General features: G+C 37.3%; 22 protein-coding genes, 1 tRNA gene and 1 riboswitch. Of the genes, 11 read left to right on the forward strand and 12 right to left on the reverse strand.

The genetic code is table 11. The annotated features are described in order from the left end of the window. The first annotated feature begins 343 nt into the window (after window positions 1-343). Window positions 344-1,321 (forward strand): aromatic acid exporter family protein, encoded by a 978-nt coding sequence (locus ACIQZA_RS21370; RefSeq protein WP_402883744.1) that lies wholly within the window; start codon window positions 344-346, stop codon window positions 1,319-1,321. A gap of 20 nt (window positions 1,322-1,341) precedes the next feature. On the opposite strand, the gene prli42 is transcribed toward ACIQZA_RS21370, so the two are convergent. Continuing rightward, complete coding sequence (prli42, locus tag ACIQZA_RS21375; RefSeq protein ID WP_156304613.1) at window positions 1,342-1,437, reverse strand: stressosome-associated protein Prli42; 96 nt, start codon at window positions 1,435-1,437, stop codon at window positions 1,342-1,344. A gap of 125 nt (window positions 1,438-1,562) precedes the next feature. On the opposite strand from prli42, the gene mce reads away from it, so the two are divergent. From mce to ACIQZA_RS21390, 3 genes are all read left to right on the forward strand, one after another. Continuing rightward, window positions 1,563-1,976 (forward strand): methylmalonyl-CoA epimerase, encoded by a 414-nt coding sequence (gene mce, locus ACIQZA_RS21380; RefSeq protein ID WP_132356629.1) that lies wholly within the window; start codon window positions 1,563-1,565, stop codon window positions 1,974-1,976. Window positions 1,977-1,981: 5 nt separating this feature from the next. Then, window positions 1,982-3,529: an acyl-CoA carboxylase subunit beta gene (locus ACIQZA_RS21385; RefSeq protein ID WP_400936615.1), complete on the forward strand. Its 1,548-nt coding sequence runs from the start codon at window positions 1,982-1,984 to the stop codon at window positions 3,527-3,529. Between the two features lie 141 nt (window positions 3,530-3,670). Further along, the gene (locus ACIQZA_RS21390; RefSeq protein ID WP_402883746.1) at window positions 3,671-4,624 is read left to right on the forward strand and encodes a hypothetical protein; all 954 of its coding nucleotides are present in this window, start codon (window positions 3,671-3,673) and stop codon (window positions 4,622-4,624) included. A gap of 117 nt (window positions 4,625-4,741) precedes the next feature. On the opposite strand, the gene ACIQZA_RS21395 is transcribed toward ACIQZA_RS21390, so the two are convergent. After that, a complete protein-coding gene (locus ACIQZA_RS21395; protein ID WP_400936619.1) occupies window positions 4,742-5,047 on the reverse strand; it encodes a hypothetical protein in 306 nt (101 codons plus the stop codon). Between the two features lie 259 nt (window positions 5,048-5,306). Between ACIQZA_RS21395 and ACIQZA_RS21400 the strand changes: the two genes are divergently transcribed. The 4 genes from ACIQZA_RS21400 (at window position 5,307) to ACIQZA_RS21415 (ending at window position 8,616) form a co-directional block, all read left to right on the forward strand. Beyond that, a complete protein-coding gene (locus ACIQZA_RS21400) occupies window positions 5,307-6,422 on the forward strand; it encodes a M20/M25/M40 family metallo-hydrolase (protein ID WP_400936621.1) in 1,116 nt (371 codons plus the stop codon). A gap of 25 nt (window positions 6,423-6,447) precedes the next feature. Further along, window positions 6,448-6,936, forward strand: coding sequence for a chemotaxis protein CheW (locus ACIQZA_RS21405; RefSeq protein WP_402883748.1), 489 nt, complete (start codon window positions 6,448-6,450; stop codon window positions 6,934-6,936). Window positions 6,937-7,186: 250 nt separating this feature from the next. Beyond that, window positions 7,187-7,393, forward strand: a complete 207-nt coding sequence (locus tag ACIQZA_RS21410) for a DUF6366 family protein (protein ID WP_402883750.1) — start codon at window positions 7,187-7,189, stop codon at window positions 7,391-7,393. 203 nt (window positions 7,394-7,596) lie between these two features. After that, window positions 7,597-7,685, forward strand: a riboswitch (cyclic di-GMP riboswitch). 43 nt (window positions 7,686-7,728) lie between these two features. Continuing rightward, a complete protein-coding gene (locus tag ACIQZA_RS21415; RefSeq protein ID WP_402883751.1) occupies window positions 7,729-8,616 on the forward strand; it encodes an amidase in 888 nt (295 codons plus the stop codon). Window positions 8,617-8,658: 42 nt separating this feature from the next. Here the strand turns inward: ACIQZA_RS21415 and nspC are convergent, their stop codons facing one another. From nspC to ACIQZA_RS21430, 3 genes are all read right to left on the reverse strand, one after another. Then, window positions 8,659-9,798, reverse strand: coding sequence for a carboxynorspermidine decarboxylase (nspC, locus tag ACIQZA_RS21420; protein WP_402883753.1), 1,140 nt, complete (start codon window positions 9,796-9,798; stop codon window positions 8,659-8,661). Beyond that, window positions 9,795-11,024: a saccharopine dehydrogenase family protein gene (locus ACIQZA_RS21425; RefSeq protein ID WP_402883755.1), complete on the reverse strand. Its 1,230-nt coding sequence runs from the start codon at window positions 11,022-11,024 to the stop codon at window positions 9,795-9,797. The genes nspC and ACIQZA_RS21425 overlap by 4 nt, the downstream gene beginning before the upstream one ends. 276 nt (window positions 11,025-11,300) lie before the next feature. After that, window positions 11,301-11,507, reverse strand: a complete 207-nt coding sequence (locus ACIQZA_RS21430; protein WP_400936631.1) for a hypothetical protein — start codon at window positions 11,505-11,507, stop codon at window positions 11,301-11,303. A gap of 372 nt (window positions 11,508-11,879) precedes the next feature. Here ACIQZA_RS21430 and ACIQZA_RS21435 point away from each other — a divergent pair, with 372 nt between their 5' ends. Together ACIQZA_RS21435 and ACIQZA_RS21440 are read left to right on the forward strand one after the other, a co-directional pair. After that, entirely contained in the window at window positions 11,880-12,620 is a 741-nt protein-coding gene (locus ACIQZA_RS21435; protein ID WP_400936633.1) for a tetratricopeptide repeat protein, read from the forward strand. 219 nt (window positions 12,621-12,839) lie between these two features. Then, entirely contained in the window at window positions 12,840-13,472 is a 633-nt protein-coding gene (locus tag ACIQZA_RS21440) for a LysE family transporter (RefSeq protein ID WP_402883757.1), read from the forward strand. Window positions 13,473-13,543: 71 nt separating this feature from the next. Here ACIQZA_RS21440 and ACIQZA_RS21445 read toward each other — a convergent pair whose 3' ends face one another. Beyond that, on the reverse strand, window positions 13,544-14,590 hold the full coding sequence (locus ACIQZA_RS21445; RefSeq protein ID WP_402883759.1) for a Cj0069 family protein: 1,047 nt from the start codon (window positions 14,588-14,590) through the stop codon (window positions 13,544-13,546). A 138-nt stretch (window positions 14,591-14,728) separates the two neighbouring features. Further along, window positions 14,729-15,670, reverse strand: a complete 942-nt coding sequence (locus ACIQZA_RS21450) for a DMT family transporter (protein ID WP_402883761.1) — start codon at window positions 15,668-15,670, stop codon at window positions 14,729-14,731. A gap of 110 nt (window positions 15,671-15,780) precedes the next feature. Between ACIQZA_RS21450 and ACIQZA_RS21455 the strand changes: the two genes are divergently transcribed. Next, window positions 15,781-16,662, forward strand: coding sequence for an AraC family transcriptional regulator (locus ACIQZA_RS21455; protein ID WP_402883763.1), 882 nt, complete (start codon window positions 15,781-15,783; stop codon window positions 16,660-16,662). A 386-nt stretch (window positions 16,663-17,048) separates the two neighbouring features. On the opposite strand, the gene ACIQZA_RS21460 is transcribed toward ACIQZA_RS21455, so the two are convergent. From ACIQZA_RS21460 to ACIQZA_RS21480, 5 genes are all read right to left on the reverse strand, one after another. After that, entirely contained in the window at window positions 17,049-17,891 is an 843-nt protein-coding gene (locus ACIQZA_RS21460) for a hypothetical protein (protein ID WP_402883765.1), read from the reverse strand. Between the two features lie 78 nt (window positions 17,892-17,969). After that, entirely contained in the window at window positions 17,970-19,190 is a 1,221-nt protein-coding gene (locus tag ACIQZA_RS21465) for an amidase domain-containing protein (protein WP_402883766.1), read from the reverse strand. A gap of 443 nt (window positions 19,191-19,633) precedes the next feature. Then, entirely contained in the window at window positions 19,634-20,332 is a 699-nt protein-coding gene (locus tag ACIQZA_RS21470) for a DUF4367 domain-containing protein (RefSeq protein ID WP_402883768.1), read from the reverse strand. Continuing rightward, window positions 20,325-20,918 carry an RNA polymerase sigma factor gene (locus tag ACIQZA_RS21475; protein ID WP_402883770.1) on the reverse strand — a complete coding sequence of 198 codons (594 nt, stop codon included), beginning with the start codon at window positions 20,916-20,918 and terminating at the stop codon, window positions 20,325-20,327. The genes ACIQZA_RS21470 and ACIQZA_RS21475 overlap by 8 nt, the downstream gene beginning before the upstream one ends. A 127-nt stretch (window positions 20,919-21,045) precedes the next feature. Continuing rightward, window positions 21,046-21,121, reverse strand: a tRNA-Gly gene (locus ACIQZA_RS21480). Window positions 21,122-21,528 lie beyond the last annotated feature (407 nt).

Below are 21,528 nucleotides of genomic sequence, written 5' to 3' on the forward strand. Positions count from 1 at the left end.
GTGTTGATAAGCAATATTGGGCATTATTTGTGGTGAAATCCTTTATTTTTCTTGGACTACTTCAATTGTCGCTCGTCGCCAAAAGTTATTGATGACATTTGTAAAACGTATTCAATGAATATTGTTGATTGTAGTGGAGGATGGGCGACTCCTTGGGGATCAGCGTCACAGATGAGACCCTGGAGCGAGCAACGCGAGTGAAGCGGCTCATCGGACGCCCCTAGGAAAGCGCCCAGCCGGAACGGAAATCAACCACACATTATGGTTTGAGCCTATGTTTGTGAAATAAGGCTAATCAACACGTATGTAAAATTAGAGTACTAAAAGATAGGAGGCAGTCGACTTGAAGAAGTTTTCAATCGGCTATCGTACATTAAAAACGGCCTTTGGTGCAGCAATCGCTATTGCCATTGCCCAATACTTTGAATTAGCTTCTTATGCATCTGCTGGTATTCTAACAATATTATGTGTACAGCCAACGAAGAAAAAATCTCTTCATGCTGCTTATACACGATTCGTCGCAAGTATTATCGGTATGCTTTATGCATTTTTGAGCTTTGAGCTATTTTCCTATCATCCGCTTACATTTGCAGGTATGCTGATCGTATTCATACCAACAATTGTATCTTTGAAGGTTGCAGATGGTTTTGTCTCTAGTGCAGTAATTATCATGCATATTTATGCAGCTAAAAGCTTTTCATTGGCACTAGTTTCTAATGAATTCGCATTAATGGCAATTGGATATGGTACGGGAATAGCTATAAATATGTATATGCCAGACATTCAAAAGGAATTAAATTACTATAGAGTTAAAATTGAGGAACTTTACAGTAAGATTTTTTTAGAAATCGCCAACTATTTAAGAGAAGGCGATACATTGTGGGATGGGCAGGAAATTATTGACGCCATTAAAACATTAAATAGTGCGAAATCCCTAGCATTTAAAGATGTTGAAAATCATTTTACGAGACGTGAAAATGACTACTACGTATATTTTGATATGCGTGAACAGCAACTAGAAATTATCGATAGGGTTCTTCCGAAAATAACGGCACTTCCTGTTATAGTACAAGAGGCGGTGATCGTCGCTGACTTTTTACAAGACCTCGGTGAGCATGTTCATTCAGGAAATACGGCTAGTCATTTTAGGGGGAAGTTAGAGCAGGTAAAGTTAGATTTCGCCCAATTACCTTTACCAAAAAATCATGAGCAATTTTTAGCACAAGCGGCTCTCTATCAATTTATTGAGGAAATGGATCGATATTTAGAAATTAAGCAGTCTTTTAAGGGCTTAAAGGTAAAGAAAAAGCGCCCGCAGTAATGCGGACGCCTAGCTTTCCATTACACTAGCATTGATAAGCCGAATGCTAGAGATGAAATTACCATGATTGCTATCATCGTATAAACGACAATTTTTTGAAATTTTTTATTACTCATATGCTCGTTCGCTCCTTCTTTTCATATAAATAGTTTAGCAAATCTGAAAAATTTCTCAAGTAGTAGAGTTTTGACGAAAAAGTCTGTAAAATAGATTATGTACCATAACAGAAGGAGATGTCACCATGGAGAGAGTAGATCATATTGGGATTGCAGTCCGCGATCTTAATGAACGCATTACATATTATACAGAAACTTTAGGCCTAAAGCTGCTGAAAGTGGAAGAAGTAGAATCTCAACAGGTTCGTGTTGCATTCATTGATGCGGGTAATGTAAAAATTGAGTTATTAGAACCGATGAGTGAAAAAAGTACTATTCACGGATACATCGAAAAACGTGGAGAAGGTATCCATCATGTAGCTTTCGGTGTAACAGGTATTCGTGAGCGTATGGCTGAGCTTCGTGAAAAAGGCGTCCGTCTTTTATCTGAAGAGCCAGGACCAGGTGCTGGTGGTGCAGAAGTTGCTTTTATGCATCCGAAATCATCTTTCGGTGTGTTATATGAATTATGCGATAAAAGTGGAAAAGGGGATAAGTGATCAGTATGGATATGTTCGATAAAATTAATGACTTGTATGACCGTAAGACAGTAATTGAACTTGGTGGCGGCTATGAGCGCATCGAGAAGCAGCATGATAAAGGCAAATTAACTGCTCGTGAGCGTATTGAATTATTACTAGACGAAGGTACATTTTTCGAGATCAACCCATTCATTACACACCGTACAGTAGACTTTGGCATGGACAAGATGGAAGGTCCTGGGGATGGTGTAGTAACTGGTTTCGGTAAAATTAATGGACGTTCAGTATACTTATTCTCTCAAGATTTCACAGTATTTGGGGGAGCACTTGGTGAAATGCACGCAAAAAAAATGGCAACAGTAATGGATTTAGCTGCAAAAAATGGTACACCATTTATCGGTATTAATGATTCAGGTGGCGCTCGTATTCAAGAGGGTGTACTTTCACTTGATGGTTATGGTCATATTTTCTATCGTAATGCAATCTACTCTGGGGTAATTCCTCAAATCTCAGTTATCATGGGACCATGTGCTGGTGGGGCGGTATATTCTCCAGCAATTACAGACTTCATTCTAATGGTTGATAAGACATCTCAAATGTTTATTACAGGACCGAAAGTTATTGAAACAGTAACAGGTGAAAAAATTTCTGCTGAAGATTTAGGTGGTTCAAAAGTAAACAACGCTGTAAGTGGTAATGCACACTTCCGCGCACCATCTGAAGAAGAAGCTATTGATCAAATTAAGAAGCTATTAAGCTACTTACCACAAAATAATAAAGAAAAAGCTCCTCGTCAGGCACGTCCAGAGGGTGATGACTATCGTCCGGAAATCGTGGATACTGTACCGATCGAAACAACTCGTCCTTATGATGTACGAAAAGTAGTCGAGCAAATAGTGGACGAAGGCTCGTTTATGGAAGTTCATGCAGAATTTGCGAAAAACGTTGTAGTTGGTTTTGCGCGTATTGCTGGTGAATCAGTTGGTCTTGTATGTAACCAACCTAAAGTATTAGCTGGTGGATTAGATATTGACTCTTCAGACAAGGCTGCTCGTTTTATTCGTACTTGTGATGCTTATAATATACCAATCATCACATTTGAAGACGTTTCTGGTTTCTTCCCAGGCGTTAAACAAGAGCATGGCGGTATCATTCGTCACGGAGCGAAAATCCTTTATGCATACTCAGAAGCAACTGTACCAAAAATTACAGTGATTCTGCGTAAAGCATATGGTGGTGCGTATGTTGCCCTTAACTCTAAATCAATTGGGGCAGACTTAGTATTTGCTTGGCCTAACGCAGAAATTGCGGTTATGGGTGCGGCAGGTGCAGCTAACATTATCTTCGCGCGTGAAATTGCAAAATCGGAAGATCCAGAAGCAACGCGTGCAGCGAAAATTGAAGAATATAAGGATAAATTTGCAAATCCATACGTGGCGGCATCTCGCGGTATGGTAGACGATGTTATCGACCCACGTGATACACGTATTAAGCTAATTCAAGGGCTAGATATGTTATCAAACAAACATGAAACACGTCCAGAGAAAAAGCACGGAAACATTCCTCTATAAAAATTGTACAAGCCTAGTATCCTTTGGGGTTACTAGGCTTTCTTTTTACGAACATTTGATAATAAAAGATCTATTGGAAATAACAGATAATTGAAACATTCCCTATTTTCATTCGTACATATATATGAGGAGTTGAGATGGATGGAATGGAAACAATTACAAAAAGAGCAAGAAATGATTCATGCACAATTAAGAACTGCTAGTAGGTTAAGTGAACAAAAGGATTTAATTGAAAGGCAAATCGAGCGTGCACAACAGGAAATTTACAAACATTCTAAAGCACTCAATCAAATTCGTTTGAAACTCGATAAGTTAGAAGGTTTTTCTTTTATGAATACGATTCGTACGTGGGCAGGGCAACAAGATGAGCTACGTGCAGAAAAAATTGATGAAGCAGCTATTCTTGAATTAAAAATAAATGAAGCAAAGAAGATGGAACTTGATTTGACAGATGATTTACGGCAAATAAACACTAAACTTACTCAAATTAACGAACATGAGTTGCATGAAGTTTTAAAGCAATTAAATGCTAAAAAGAAAGGCTATTTACAAATACATGAGCCTGAACAGGCAAAAAGGCTTGAACAATTAGCGCACGAAGAAATGTTAACGAAACAACTTATTATAGAGATAGGGGAAGCAGAAGAAGCTGGTGAAGCAGCACTTACTAAGCTTGGACAAGCTGCAGAGTCCTTGCATTCTGCAAGTGGTTACTCAGCATGGGATACGTTTTTTGGTGGGGGTCTCATTGCTACACATTTAAAGCATGATGCACTTGATGAGTCCGAAAATTATCTTCATAATGCTCAAATTGCATTACAGCGCTTCCAAAACGAACTACTGGATGTACAAGATATGTCAACGAAATCGTTAGCAGTTGAAACAGATGGATTTGTAAAATTTGCGGACTATTTCTTTGATGATATTTTTTCAGCTTGGTCTGTCCATTCTAAAATATCTACCGCAAGAGAGCAGGTTTCTCGTGTACAAGATGATGTACATAATACGATCTTACGTCTACAGGATAAACATAATAAGGCAGATGGCTATTTGCAGTCTCTACATAAAGAAAAAGAAGCGATCTTTCAAAAGTAATCTGTAAAAAGACTTTCCCTTTAACGGTAAATTAGTAATAACATAAAAAGCAGAAAAAAACGCTCAATAATCTGAGCGTTTTTTTGTGTAAAGCCCCTGTTTGACTGACGAAGGTTATTAAGTATCACCGTAGTATTCTGCAAAATGCAAAAATCCAAATTTCCTCACAAGAAAGTTTCTTAATTCGCCATGAGTAGCTTTTTCTATTGGAGGATTTGTTAGGGTGTATGCTTTGGCATTTAATTCAGCAAATTTATCTTTATCTACTGCATTATGTTCTTTATCTTCAATAATCCCTGAAGAAATTGCGGCTTTTGGATAACCCATTAAAAATATATGTGTTCTTAATGCCATACTTGGTGTTGAATGCAACAATATAATTACAACCAACAAAGAAACAATAATTATAACTTTTTTCTTCAAGTCACCGCACCCCCAAAATTGACGTGAATAATCTATAAAATATTAATTTTAACATAAATTTCCATTTATCTTCAAAAAAGTAGTCCGCTAAAAAAGCACTTTTACCCGTCTATAATTTGCGAATTAAATTGAAGAGGATAATTATAGCCATCAATTGAAAAACAATGTAATCGTTTTATTTTACCAAACGCAGCAGTATGCTAAAATATAGAAGATAACTATGACGTGGATAACACGTAAACTAAGGGAGTCCTACAACATGACAAGTCGTTTAGTAGAAGAGTTTTTTGAGCTCGTACAAATCGATTCAGAAACAAAACATGAAGAAGTGATTGCGCCGATTTTAATCGACAAATTAACAGCACTTGGTTTTACAGTAGAACAAGATGATGCACATACTCGTAACGGGCATGGAGCAGGTAATATACTTGCTACGCTAAAGGGTTCATTAGATATTGACCCAATTTATTTTACTTCTCATATGGATACAGTTGTCCCAGGTAAAGGGATTAAACCATCTCTTCGTGAAGATGGCTATATCGTTTCAGATGGTACAACTATTTTAGGTGCTGATGACAAAGCAGGTCTTGCCGCATTATTTGAAATGGCTAAACGCTTAAAAGAGCAAAATATTGAACATGGTGATATTGAATTTATTATTACAGCTGGCGAGGAAAGTGGGCTCGTTGGCGCTAAAGAGTTAGATCCATCTAAAATTAAAGCGAAATACGGCTTTGCTGTAGACAGTGATGGCAAAGTAGGAGGAATTGTAACAGCGGCTCCATTCCAAGCAAAAATTTCTGTTAAAATAATTGGGAAAACAGCACACGCTGGTGTCGCTCCAGAAAAAGGAGTGTCTGCGATTACGGTTGCTTCCAAATGTATTGCACAAATGAAGCTAGGTCGATTAGATGAAGAAACAACAGCTAATATTGGTCGCTTTGAGGGTGGGCAGGCAACAAATATTGTATGTGACGAAGTAACAATTCTCGCGGAGGCTCGTTCGATAGACAAAGCGAAGCTAGATGCCCAAACGAAGCATATGCAGGAGACGTTTGAGCAAGTAGCGGCTTCCTTAGGTGCGAAGGCTGAAGTTGAAGTGAAGCTAATGTATCCTGGATTCCGTGTAACAGAATCAGATAAAGTTGTGCAAGTGGCAATGGCAGCTGTACACAACATCGATCGTACACCAAAGCTTGGTATTTCAGGCGGAGGTTCCGATGCTAATGTTATTGCGGGCTTTGGCATCCCTACAGTAAATCTTTCTGTTGGATACGAGGATATTCATACAACAAATGAAAAAATCCCAGTCGAAGAATTAGAAAAATTAGCGGATTTACTTGTTGAAATCATCAAAGAGTCTGCGAAAAAATAACTACAAAAATCGAGGATGTGACCGCATGGAAAGTGTAAAGGCAGTAGTTTTTGCTTGTGGTACAGAGGAATATGCCGTACCTGTAGAACAAGCGATTTCGATTGAAAAGTTAGAGCAAGTAACACCGATTCCTCACTTGCCTAATTATCTTCTAGGCTTCACAAGAATTCGTGGCGAGCTTGTCCCTGTGCTTGATTTTGAGCGTATTCTTTATAATCGTTCTTCTAATGCTGTAACAGCACGGATTATAGTATTGAACACGGATGTTGTGAATTATGGATTACTTGTAACAGAAGCTCGTGAAATTCTTGATTTTGATGAGTCGGTATTAAAGCAGATGGGACTTGTTAATTATTCAAAAACACGCTATTTTACAGCTGTGGCTAATCTTGAAAATCGTATGATCACATACGTTGACCCGAAGATACTTGTGAATTCATTAGAAGGTATACGTGAAATAATAAATTATTTACACAAAATGCTTGAAAATGAAAAAGAAAACGCAGAGGCATAAGTTTTTGTATGATTAAATCATTCAATACAATATTTCATAGATAATATTTGAGACAGAATTACAAATGTGTGATTCTGTCTTTCTTTTTAAGTAGCTTTATTAAAAGGAAACTGAATACCTATGTCGAATATTAAGCTTATCACCAAAACGTGTCGTTGATTTTCGTTCCGACTAGTCGCTTTCATTGGGACGTCCGATGGGCTGCGAAACAAATAAGTAAATAATTCTTTTTTGAGGAGGTATTTGTCATATGGATACAGAGAAAAAGCAAACACCTGAAGAAAAAAGAGAACACTTAAGGCAAAGTGAAATAAAAAACAATCCTACTGGCTCTTTAAACGATGGAATAAATAGGGGAACTAGCGGAAATTTAAATGGTATGGGTTGGAAAGAGACGTTAATATTAGTTTTAGTGTTATTCATAGGCTACATTATATACAAATTATTTTTCAATTAAAGATATGAAAGGAATCGATATATCTCCATAATCTTCTATCCGCGATTTTTCAATCGCTACAAGTTATCAACATAATTACTTATTTCTAACATAGTAAAAATAACCTGTGTTCATATGCACATATTTGAAAGTTATCAATAAAATTATGCGATTTACCTACTGACATATCCATACTAACATCGTATTATGTATGGTAAGAAAACTACTGTAAAAGGCAAACTTCACCGAAAGGGAAGGACGCAAAGCCATGAGTCTAAACACTATTTTAGTGCATGATTGTCAGGTTGCCAGGTTCTATTCTATGAGCCTCGGCCAATAGAATGGAGATGTAATATATGGGAAGTCGTTCACTATCAAAAGCGATCATTGTTTTTATAGTAGCAATTGTAAGTACGCTAGGATTAACAATGGGAAAGGTAGACGCAATGGCCATGCAGGATAGGGCTACTTGGTTATGGGACACGACAAAGATTGTTGAAGATGAATCAGGAGTACTTTCATTTTTAGAAAGCAAACAAGTTAATAAATTATATTTACAAATTAATAGTGATATAGCAAGTAATTTTTACAAAAGTTTTATCGATAAAGCAACGGCAAAAGGGATAAAAGTATATGCGTTAGATGGTTCTACAAGTTGGGTTTCAACAGAAGGCTATAAAATGCAGGATCAGCTATTTGATTGGTTACAAACATATAATGGGAATGCAGCAGCAACAGAGCAATTTTCTGGCGTTCATCTTGATGTAGAGCCCTATTTAAATAGTGGCTGGAGCTCGAACCAAGCGAAAACGATTGAATCCTATCAAGCGCTTCTTACTAGAGCGAAAGGGGATACCGACCGATTACTATTGCCATTGGAAGTTGATATGCCATTTTGGTTTGACGAAATTACATACAAAAACCAATTCGGTAAAGGTTTATTAGCTGACTGGGTAATTGACCAAGTGGAAAGTGTTTCAATAATGGCTTATCGAGATGTTGCTAAAGACATTATTAATATCGTTGAACATGAAATAAATTATGCAAAAAAAGTAAAAAAGTCAATTGTTATTGGTGTGGAAACAGGAGCCACTGATGAAGGAAATACTATTACCTTCTATGATGATGGAGAAGCCTATATGAACAAACAGTTAGCACAAGTTCATCAATATTATGCCAATAAAAAAAGTTATAATGGTTTTGCCATTCATCATGTTGATAGTTGGATGAATATGCAGCCGTAAAAAATCCTCTCCAGCATTAAGTTGGAGAGGATTTTCTTTGCCTTATGAAAGTCGGCCGCTATAGTCTTCGAATTTAAATTCACGAATGACTTTAATGCCTTCTTCATCGTTATAAGAAACGATTGATGGAAGATTTACGCCATTAAACATATGATTTTTCACCATTGAGTAATGTGCCATATCTGTAAATACTAGACGATCGCCTGATTGTAAAGGTTGTTCAAATGAATAATCACCAATTACATCACCAGCCAGACAAGTAAGCCCGCCTAGACGATACGTGTAAGCTAGCTCATTTGGTTGACCAGAACCAATAATCATTGGGCGGTATGGCATTTCTAGAACATCTGGCATATGGCAAGTTGCCGATGTATCTAAAATTGCTAGGTCCATACCGTTTTTCTGTACATCGAGAACAGTTGCTACTAAATAACCTGTATTAAGTGCAACAGCTTCACCTGGCTCTAAATAGACGAGAAGGTTATACTTGTCTTGAATGTAATTAATGATATTCACAAGCTTTTCTACATCATAATCCTCACGAGTGATATGGTGACCTCCACCAAAGTTTAACCATTTCATTTGATGTAAGACATCACCAAATTTTTCTTCGACAACTTGTATAATACGCTCTAACGTATCGGAGTTTTGCTCACACATTGCATGGAAGTGTAAGCCATCGATACCGTCAAGCTGTGACTTGTCGAAGTTGGCTAATGTTGTGCCAAGACGAGAATTCGTGTAGCAAGGGTCGTAAAGTGCTGTTTCAATTTCAGAGTACTCAGGATTGATACGAATACCACATTCAATTGTTTTACCAGCGGATTTTACTTTGTCCTTATATTGATTCCATTGGTTAAATGAATTAAATACAATATGATCAACGTAGCCAAGAAGCTCGTCCATTTCATGTTCGACGTAAGCTGGTGCATAGACATGAACTTCTTTGCCCATTTTTTCATAGCCGAGTTGAGCTTCAAATAATGAGCTGGACGTAATTCCTGCTAAATATTCACCCACTAATGGGAACGTGGAATGCATTGAAAACCCTTTTAAGGCAAGTAAAATACGGCAGCCTGTGCGATCTTGAATCGATTTTAAAAGTTCTAGATTTTTTGTTAATAATCGTTTATCCACTACGTAAGAAGGGGATGGAACTTTTGAGAAATCAATTGGCTTCATCGACTTAATTCCTTCGCATCTAACTCAAGGTCAAGTAATTCTGGATTATGGCTTTCTTGCCATGGTAGACCCCATTTATTTAGTGCATCCATGAATGGATCTGGATTGAAATCTTCGACATTCCAAACGCCAGGTTTACGCCATTGACCGTTCATCACAAGCATTGCACCAATCATTGCTGGTACACCTGTTGTGTAGGAAATTGCCTGTGAACCAACTTCGTTATAGCATTCCTCGTGGTCACACACATTGTAGACATAATAAGTTTTTTCCTTACCATCTTTTAGACCGCGAATGATACAACCGATATTAGTTTTTCCTTTTGTACGTGGTCCAAGTGATGCTGGATCAGGCAGTACAGCTTTAAGGAAGTGAATTGGTTGAATCATTTGTCCTTCAAATTCAATCGGCTCAATAGAAGTCATACCAACATTCTCTAATACTTTTAAATGTGTTAAGTATTTTTCAGAGAATGTCATCCAGAAGCGGATTTGCTTTAAACCTTTAATGTTTTTAGCAAGTGATTCTAGTTCTTCATGGTATAAAAGGTAAATATCTTTTGGTCCGATTTCTGGTAAGTTATAAATCTCTTTTTTCTCAAGTGGTGCAGTTTCAACCCACTGACCTTCTTTCCAGTAACGACCATTCGCAGTAATTTCACGAATGTTGATTTCTGGGTTGAAGTTTGTAGCGAAATGGTAACCGTGATCACCAGCATTTGCATCCACAATATCTATGTAGTGGATTTCATCAAATTCATGTTTTTGTGCATGAGCTGTGAAAACGCCCGTTACACCTGGATCAAAACCACTACCAAGTAAAGCAGTTAAACCAGCTTTTTCGAACTTCTCTTTATAAGCCCATTGCCATTTATATTCAAATTTTGCCGTTTCAGGTGGCTCGTAGTTTGCAGTATCCACATAGTGTACACCTGTCGCTAAGCAAGCATCCATAATCGTTAAGTCTTGATAAGGTAGTGCTACATTAATAACAACTTGTGGTCCGAAGGCTTTAATTAGCTCAATAACCTCTTCCGTATTGTCTGCGTCTACCTGTGCGGTATGAATCTTTGTTTTTCCGCCATCTAGTTTTTCTTTTAGAGCGTCACATTTTGAAACAGTTCTACTTGCGATACAAATCTCCTCAAACACGTCCGAATTTTGAACACACTTGTGTACCACAACACTGGCTACTCCGCCAGCTCCTATAATCAATGCTTTACCCAATTGTCTACCCCCAAATTCATATAAGTATTGTCAAACAAGCTGATTATACAGAAAATTGAATTACTACTCAATCATTCTTTTTAAATTTTCTACAAAATTTTTTATTTTTCAACAATAATGTAGCGTATTCAGAGGGGAATGCCACGAAAAAAGAAGCATTTCGTGAAAAAAATTCCCTTAACTCTGATGTAGAAAAGAGAAAATCATTTTTTGTTCAATGGCAGCGTTTGGGGAAATCTGGGGTGACTTCAAAACTGTAGTCTGAAACCACCCGAGTTATTTAAAAAAACGATTCGATATTTGTTGTTTTTCATCCCCCCATAAATAAAAAAAGATCAGTAGTAATGTGCTTAAAAACCCCATCACAAGGGCATATGTGCTGAGGGCCACATCTACTTGACTTTGCATAGCGTAAATGAAAATAGCTCCTAGTGTTAACAAATTTCCAATAATAAGCGATACAAAATGAAATCGTCTATTCATAGCACAAGCCCTCCAATATACATGTTCTCAAAAAAAGAAAATTCACTTCAATTATCTCACAATTCAGAACTTTGTCCAATGTTTTTTATCTGGGGATTGACTTAGCGGCGGAAAGCATGTCCAAGCAGTGGAAGGTCATGACCAAGCGGCGAAACCCCGTGCCGAGTAACGCGAGTATCGGACACCCTCGAGAAAACGCCCAGTCGAAACGGAAATCAACCCTCGTTATGTGATGAACTATAATGTGGTCTACTGATTCAATATTAAATTAAAAGAATTGTAGAAAAATTATTTCTATTTAGTTTGTTTTAGATTTAAAGATGGTAAAATACCTATAATACTTTTCTTTTGGTGAAGGTGAGGATTTTAATAGTGATTAAACAGTTTGGTGAGCAAGTACAACAGATAAATGAATTATTTTTAAATGGTCATGTGAAAGAGAGCTATCAATTAGCCAAAGCATTGTTAGCTAATAGTGCGTTTACAGAACATGAATCTTTTCCAACAATTCAACAGCACGTCGCATTGTTGGAAGCGAACGGTTATGCAAATATGCCTATTCCTTCTGCTGAAAAAGTGAAGCAAAGTGTTGAACGAACAGATGGCTCCTACCCAGAGCGTGATGTACTCGCTGCATATATAGGAAGTGAGGATGAACAGCAATTCGGTAAAGTAGTAGATGAATTATTAGCTGGATCGGTCGAGGCACAAGCGAATGCTTACTATACAATGGCTGAATATTTTGCTCTTGCTAAGGAGCATGATAAAGCACTTGTACAATATGCAGAAGCGATAAAACTACAGCCAAATAAAGCTCTTTACTGGGGAGCATTCGCACAGTTTTTGAGTCGAAATGAAGGCAGTCCGTATTTGGCACTTCGTCTTATTGAAGAAGCTATTCAGTTAGATGGCATGAACCCTCGCTGGTATTACATTCAAGGAAATATTTTTTTACAGCTAGTCGCTACTACAAAAAATTTAAGCTATTTACCTGCTCTAGAAGAAGCATGGGAAAAGGCTAAAAAGCGTTGCTCTGCCAAGCAAGTGGGATTAAAGGTGGACATTGCGAAATCTAATGACGTGCTAGCGCAATGGAAAAAGCAAATGCTGTAATCACGTTTTTAGTAGAAAAAAGCTCAGATAAGAATATAAAAACTTGAATAACAAATAAGAATAGGTGCCCCAATAATAGCATACAAATAAATTAGTAAAGCATCAGCATACAAAAATGAATTTTTATTAGAAAAAATGACCTTTTGTGTATTTTTATGCTACTATACAATTATAAACGGACGTATGAAACCTATCTTATTGCATGAAAGAAGTGTTTAGTTGAGTCTATATGTAGCGTATGTATTGGTAGGACTTGCGATTGCCATGCCTGTTGGGGCTATTACAGTAGAAATGACAAAGCAAGGACTAAAAAATGGCTTTATGCATGGTTGGGCTGTCGGTCTTGGTGGTATGACAATTGATTTTGTATTAGTTTTTGCATTGTATATGGGACTAGCTTCCATTTTAGCAATGCCTATCATTCAAATTCCTATGTGGATTATAGGAGCGGGCTTTTTATTCCTTTTAGGGCTGGACTCTATAAAAAATGCTGATCATGGTATTACGCTTGCAGGAGAGAAAGTGACAAAATCATTTTTTACTTCTTATCGTAATGGTTTACTAGTTGCAATTTCACCTGGAAATTTAGTATTCTGGGTAAATGTTTTCGGTGTTGTACTAGCTAAATCATATGGGCAAGGACAGTCAGCAAACTTTTTAGTGATTGCGGCAGGGGTTCTAAGTGGCATATTGTTGCATGATATTGGCTTGATGACCATTGTTTCAGTTACCCGTAAAGCGATGAGTCGTAAGGTCATTAAGTCACTCACGATGGTTGCGGGCGTTTTATTAATAGGCTTTGCCGGGTATTTTATTTATGAATTTATACAAGCTATTAAGAGTTATATATGAAAAGTGCGATCCAATACGATCGCACTTTTTCAATGATCCTGTATTGCTGGTCAGTAAAGATGATAGTCTCACTATGCTGAAATCTCGGTATTTTCATGGATACAAACTAAAATTTCTTCTGCTACTTGATGTGCTAAAGAAAGCTCAGAAGTGAAGCCTACACATGAACAATTCATTTCCCCTAAAATATAGCAATCTTCGCCAGCTTCGTTTGTATCAAGCATGAAATCGGCAGTCCATATAAGTGGTAAAGCATAATTGCCCAGTAAACTAGTTACGCGTGGTAGCTGAGTTAAAAAGTTTTGGACAAGCTCTTCCCAATCCTCTGGTGCATCATAGCGATATTGCGCACCCGAGAACAGTGTCGCACTAAATGCGTCCTCGGAATTTGCCGGTATTTTATGAACTACGTTAATTGGTTTATTTCGTAACATAAATAAGCGGATTTCGCCCTCAGTAATACGAGGAAGGAAGCGCATATCAATTAGCATGCCATTTGGACCAGTAATATATTGCTCACAGAACGTCATGAAATCGCTTAGTTTCCAATATTCCACATGATTATCCCGTGCTTCTGTACATTTAATCTCCGCATCAAGTGGTACTTCTGTAATTCCCTCAGCAAGAAGTTCAACCAGTTTTACTCGCCATATACCTTCTCCCGTCGATCCACGATTTTGTTTTAGGACGCGTTCAGTAATAGCAAGAGAGGTAGGGAACTGCGCTTTAAATGCTTCAATTGTATAATATGCAAATGTATCATCAGGCACTAAATTCGTTGAGGACAGTTTTGATAATGCATCTTTAGAACCATAACTAATCATTGCATCAGGGTGTGGCATACCGATAACACCTGTATGACAAAGTTCACGCAACATATCGAAGTACTCTTGTTCATGCTGTAAGTTTCCTGGATTAATACGTGATACATAGGCAATACCATGCTCTTTGACGTAATTAAAAATTTCCTCTTTTTTTGATACATCAAAGAAAATGACTTCTGCATCCTGTCCACGTTGTTTTAGTGCATTCACCATTGGCATTGTATCTTGTCGGTAGCCGTCAGGGCCTTTATCTGTGCCACCACGGACCTCGAAAAAAATAACCTTTTTATCCATAAAAATACCCCCTTGAATGATGATATTTTCAGTATAATAAACAGCGAAGGAAAAAAGATATATATAATATGTAAATTTTATGTGGAAATTCATAGTTTATAAAATTTGCATAGGGATTTATGACTAATTATTTCGAAATTATCCTAAATTGGTTAAGGCTTCCGCACGATTCTTTTTCTGAAAAACTGTAAGATATAAGATCATGCAGAGAATCAGCATCGTCCCAATAAACTGAAAGCTCCCGAAGGCAATTTTAAGCCAGAAAACACTTGTAATAACGGCTGTTAGAGGTTCAAGACTACCAAGTAAACTAGTTTCTTTTGGCGATAAATAATGCAAACTTGCAATATAAAACCAAAATGCCAACATTGTCCCGAAAATTACGATAAACAGAAAGTAAGCGATTGTCGAAAATGCCCAGTTTGACAGATCAATTTGCCATGGCTGATGGAAAAGACTCATTACAATCCCGCCAATAAGCATTGACCAGCCTACAACTAACAATGAATGAAACTGCTGTAAAAGCGAAACGGCATATAGCGTATAAAAAGCAGCCGATAGACCAGATAATATCCCCCAAAATACGGCCATCGTTGGAACAGAAAGTGTAGACAACGAGCCATTTGTTAGTAATAAAAAAGTACCAATAAGTGTTACCGTCACAGCTATTCCATCCTGCCTTGTCAATTGACTGTGCTTCGTGATTAAATAATAGGCCATAATAAAGAGTGGTGCTAAGTATTGCAATAATGTTGCTACAGCAGAGTTGCCTATAGCTATGGACATCATATACGTATATTGAACGGCCAGCATTCCAAGTAAACTAAATAAAATTTGCTTAAAAGCATTGCTCTTTGTTCGCCACATCACAAAAATAGACTCTTTACGATGCGTAATTTTATAGGCAGTTATGAGTAAAAGGCCAGCTAAAAGAAGACGACTAGAAACAAGCCAGCCAACCTCTATATTTTCCTGCTGAAATAGCTTTTGTGCGACGGTACCCCCAATACCCCAAAAACTTGCCCCTAGAATGACAAGAATAAAACCAAGAGTACGATTTTTCTGTGCAGATTGATTCATCTTAAAACATCTCCTAAACTATCAATATAAAGAAATTATAAGGAATATTTAACACAAGAAATATCGATTTATTGAATTAAAAATATCAATATATTGAGGTGAACAAAGTAATGGTGTTAACACATATCAAAATTGCGAAAGATTTACAAGAACTAACGTTACATGGAACGAAGGAATTTCCAGTTGCCTTATACGAGACGGTTTTGCGATTAGATAGTCTGGATTTTTTACCGTTGCATTGGCATAAGGAAATTCAATTTGTCTATGTGAAAAGCGGTTGTGTGGAATACCGAGTAGGAGCAGATGTCTTTGTACTTGAGGAGGGTGAGGGACTATTTGTCAATGCATCAGGTTTACACGAAGCAAAGCCGTTTCAAATAGAGCGGGCTACAATTTTCTGTATTAATGTGGACCCATTGCTATTAGGCGGACACAAGAGCAGTATTTTTACTACTAAATATGTACTGCCGTATATAACGAGCAATAGACTGCCCTATGTAAAGCTATCAGACCAATTGGCGCAAAAAGTTGAAATTGTGGCGAAATTACTGCAAGAGCAAGCCGTATTTTATGAGCTAAAGGTATGGAGAGAGTTATTAGCCATTTGGGAAACTATTTTGTCACAATCAATGCTAACAGAAGAAATACTTGACCCAGCAATTATTGTCCAGCATGAACGAGCGAAGGATATGCTTGATTATATACATGCTCATTATCAGGAGAAAATATCTTTGGAAAATTTAGCTGCACATGTGTTTTTAAGTCGTGCAGAATGTAGCCGTTTTTTCAAAAAAATGGTCGGCATGACACCATTCACATATTTACTACACTATCGTCTTCGCAAAAGTATGGAGCTATTACGTGATAGTGAGGCATCTATCACCACAATTGCTACAACAACAGGCTTTAGTACAGTAAGTTACTATATTGATAAATTTAAGAAATATACAGGATACTCCCCACATGTTTATCGTAAACAATTTTTTGATTAAGGATAGCAGAGTATAAACGTGCGAAGCAAGAGGATATCCGCGGAAGAGAAGCGAATACCGCGAATGAGAAGTGAAGATGTGATAAATTCTTGAAAATTATCGGAATAGACCATGCTGTTTATAGCTGGATTTATTGACAATATTAACCATTTAAAATAAAGTAAAGTTAATAATAAAGTTACCTTTACTATTAACTTTACTTAAAGGTTCTATTAACCAGTTATCAATACATTTTTGTAATCATCACTCGTGGGAGGCTGGTGAGAGAAATTGTTGTTTTCGCCCGCCAAGGGAAATTGCATTGCGGATGGCATCCTCGAAATCCATACTTTCAAGAAAAGCGACAATCGCTTGGGGCAGTGTCTTGATAGCTTTTATTAAAAGTATTATCGCTTGTACATATCCATGTCCATTTGATTTCTTATTCGGGTTAACCTCTCTTGGAAATCTTTTTTGTAGTCATCTATAAGCGTATCAGTATCTAAATTTGAAGCCTGGGCCTTTTGATATAGTTCGTCGATAGGCCCTAATGTTATGTTTTCATATAAGTCATAGCACTCGATCATTTTTAAATCACTACCCGCAGCTTTCGATATAGTTATTTTAAGCACTTCTGAGGTGGTTGTTTTGTTTGTATTTTGTTCAACATATAATTCATTATCATAAAACCAGCTTCTCTCGACACGGAGATACATAAGGATTTCCGTTTCGCTTTCCACCCATTTTTCTGTCAAGGAAGGCGTTACAGAAATTTGATAATCTCTGTATGTGTATCCAAGTGTTTTGTTTTGCATTTGTCCAAGTTCAATTTTTGCATTAAGTAATTTTAGCGTATCATTCGATACTTCCTTTGAAAAATCGTTGTTTTCTCCAAGGTCTTTGTTCTTGTAATACTTCTCAACGATGTCTTTCGCAAAAGTCATATAACCATCGTTTGTAATTGGTGTTTGATTATTAGATGAACTCGTTAAAGCGGTATTTTTGATAATTTCATTATTCATTACATAAGTATCATCAATATAATCAAAATTTATCTCTTTATTGTATCCCGGATTGTCTGCAACAGAACTATTTTTTGTTAAAGGTTCTGCATTTGAAACGTCTATTCTAGCCAAAACTGCGATACTCGTTATAACAGTAATTATTGTAATTAAAATAACCCAAATTGTAGGTTTTTTAAAACTGAACAAATTTATTACTAGAGACTTAACGTTAATGTTAGAACCCATTTTATTGCCTCCTCAAACACTGTGTAGCATCCGATTTAAGGCTGCCTTGTATTTTAGCAGGACAGCTATTACTAAGTATTAGTAAGTTCCTTCTAAGTGCAGCAGCCTTTGCGTGTTATAGATTGTAGTTGCTGGTACATTGTTATTATTGGTATTTGGATTAGTTCTACCTGTGACTAATAAATCCGGATATTGGTAAGCAGTTATTACAGTAGAATGTCTCCATATACTACCGTTATGAGCTTGAACGATATCGCCTCTAAAACCATTCGCCCACGTGAGTGCCTTTTCTGTTACATATGGTCCGATATTACTGGTACCAGGATTACTCCTTGTTAAGAATGAATACAATTCGTTTACTCCAGCCCACGAAGAACTCCTGTTGGCTGTGCTTCGATAATACCATTGGTTTGTCCCTACGATACCGCTTTGACCATTGTCTTTCAATCTTGCACCTCCAGCTAGTAAAGCATGAGATACAAAATTAGTGCAATCCCAAGCACTAGGTATCTGAGAAAAATCATAGTAAGGGACACTGGCATTAGAGCTTGTAGGGCTAGTTTTATTATAATTTGCTCTTGCCCAATCTACGATACCGTCGATATTCAGTGAAGAATATGCTCTGTTTTCTGCTTGAATTTTATTAATGTTTTGAGCCTTTTGAGCATCCATGTTCATTTGATTTCTCTTTCGGGTTAAACCCTCTTGGAAATCTCTTTTGTAGTCATCAATCAGCGCATCAGAAATTAATTTTGAAGCCTTGGCCTTTTGATATAGTTCGTCGATAGGCCCTAATGTTATGCTTTCATCTAAGTCATAGCACTCGATCATTTTTAAATCATTGCCAGCAGTTTTCGATACAGTTATTTTAAGCACTTCCGAGGTGGTTGTTTTGTTTGTATTTCTTTCAATATATAATTCATTATCATAAAACCAGGTTCTCTCGACACGGAGATACATAAGGATTTCCGTCTCGCCTTTCACCCATTTTTCCGTCAAGGAAGGCGTTACAGAGATTTGATAATCTATATACGTGTATCCGAGTGTTTTGTTTTGCATTTGTCCAAGTTCAATTTTTGCATTAAGTAATTTTAGTGCATCATTTGAAACCTCCTTTGAAAAATCGTTGTTTTCTCCAAGGTCTTTGTTCTTGTAATACTTCTCAACGATGTCTTTTGCAAAAGCCACATAACCAACATCATCCGTGGTATCAAGCGGTACTTCCTCTGCAAAAGCCGTAATGCCCATAGATAGGGTTACCACTAATGCAAGCATTATGACAGATATTTTCCTTAACATAATTTCAACCTCCTTATTTTGATATAATTGCTATTTTTAGTTTCTTAAACTTTAAAATACCAGATTCATGTCGTTCATATTGTTAATAAACCCCTTGCACCGAAGTGCTAACCGTTTCCGTCACACCATTCCTCGTCACATCAGCAGTAACACTCAGGCGATATGTATATCCCGCTGCTACAGCATCTGTTCCAAAAAACGAAAGTGAATTGGTGCTTGAACTCTGACTCCATGACTTTTCATGTATCCATTTTGTCCCGCTTTTCCGCTCAAGCGTGAAGGTCGCAGCAATCTTTGTAGTACCGGATAATGCCCTTATTTTGCACATCCTTTCAAGATTTAGTAGGGCTTCACTTAACCGCCCTCACTATATAAACGCACGAAAGAACATTTTCCCTACAAGAAAAATATAAAAATAATAATATTGCTTTTGTTAATAATTACTAATCCACGGATTGCGCAATTTTTATAAGTTCATCTTTAGATAACTTGCTCCAGAGGCTTAAGGTATAACCCTCCATGCTCCATATAACTCCATTTTCAAATTCTTCGCTGGTTGCCTTTATGATATATGTCTTCTGCCCATTAATGGTTTTGCTTTCTATTTCATGGTTTTCGTTATCAACAGAAATATTTGTATCGTTTTCTTCCGGTCTGTATGAAAGATAAACTATATTACCTTGAGGATCTACATATTCAATATTCGTTGATTTTCCGAGCTTTTCAACAATATTTTCATGATATCCAGTTGGTAAATACTCCGGTCGCCATTCATTCTTTTTATTTGTGTCGGAAGCTTCACTCTGAAAAATAAACGAAGTGAATTTATCATACCACTCAACAACCGTGTTTTTAACAGCCGCCCTGACTTCAGGATTGAAGAGCAGCATACCAAATATTTTAGTAGTTGTTATGACAAAAACCGCAGCTACTCGTTTACTATAAAATAAGACTTTTTTATAGTAGCCCTTTCGCTTCTCGCGAGCGAATAATCTTTTCATCCTTAACTCAAATTCAGGAGAGAATGATATTGTTTTTATCAGTTCCTCTTTTGGCGGGATTGAATCAATTTCTTCATTAAACTCATCTATAATGGCTTGGCGAAACAACGCTTCAAATACGGAGTCATTGATCTTATTCATCTTTATTTGTTCTCATCCCTTTAATAATGTCGTTTTTAGAACTCTCGTTTTCCACAAGTCTTCTTACCTTTTCTTTGGCTCTAAAAATCCTTGTGTCAACATGTTTAGGCGTCATACTCAGCGTTTCACCGATTTCCTTATATGACATGCCAAGAACATATTTCATTAAGAGCACCTGTTTGCTGATTTCATCAATGCTTGACATATGCCTTCGAATAGCGGCATATTCCGATGAAATAATAACCTGCTTATCTATCGGTTTCTCTTTTGACTCAAGAAAAATTTCTAACGCGTCCATGGGAATATCCACATACCTCCTCTCTTTCCTCAGCAAATCAATACACTTATTCTTCACAATAATAACGGCTAAGTAACGAAAATCCCTACTGTCTAAATGAAAATATTTTTCTTTTTCATTTATTATGGAGATAAAAGCATTATGTACAGCATCTTCAGCCATCTCTTGATTATGACTTGTTATTTTCAAAGCATACTTAAGAAGAGAGTGTCTATGCTCTTCATATATCTCGGCCATTTTGTCTCGCTCTTGCTCGGTTTCAAGCAGGCTAATATAAAAAGCTAACAACCTATCCACTCCCTTTCAAATATCTTTAAATGTGGTCTAAAAAATCGGCTCCATGCGCGGAATACGATATGTAACGCCCGTCAAGTTGGATATAGTGCATTTGATGCGGCCACTCGGCGTTCTTGTTTGGATCAGGATACGGGAATCAAATCCCGTACTCCCAGCTTGGGAAGCTGGTATTCTGCCACTGAACCAATTCTACATACGCCTACAGAATAGAATAAAAAAACTTGATGTAATCTTTTATACAGTTACCGACCGTTTGTCAAGCATTTTTCCCTGCGTAATCCCGCGAAATCGCCGCGCCGATGTTGAAAGAGCCGGTGCGCAATAGCATCGAGGAGACGACCAAACCCCGACCAACGCTACGAAGTACGAGCGCACAGAAGGGAGGCAGGGTTACCGTTCTGGGCAAGGATAAGGCTACTTTCCCGAATCAATTTAGCTGATTATTTCATGTTTCCGCTAACTGGCAAGCAGGGCAAATGTCTAGACACTTGCACATTTTTTGTATTTTTTGAAAACCCCTTGCTATGCGAGGGGTTCTAAAGAGCTTCTAGCTATGGACAAGAAAAAAACCCCAGTCGTACAATGAATTCAGGTCTGGTCA

Source organism: Lysinibacillus sp. NPDC096382 (assembly GCF_044762845.1).
GTDB lineage: Bacteria > Bacillota > Bacilli > Bacillales_A > Planococcaceae > Lysinibacillus.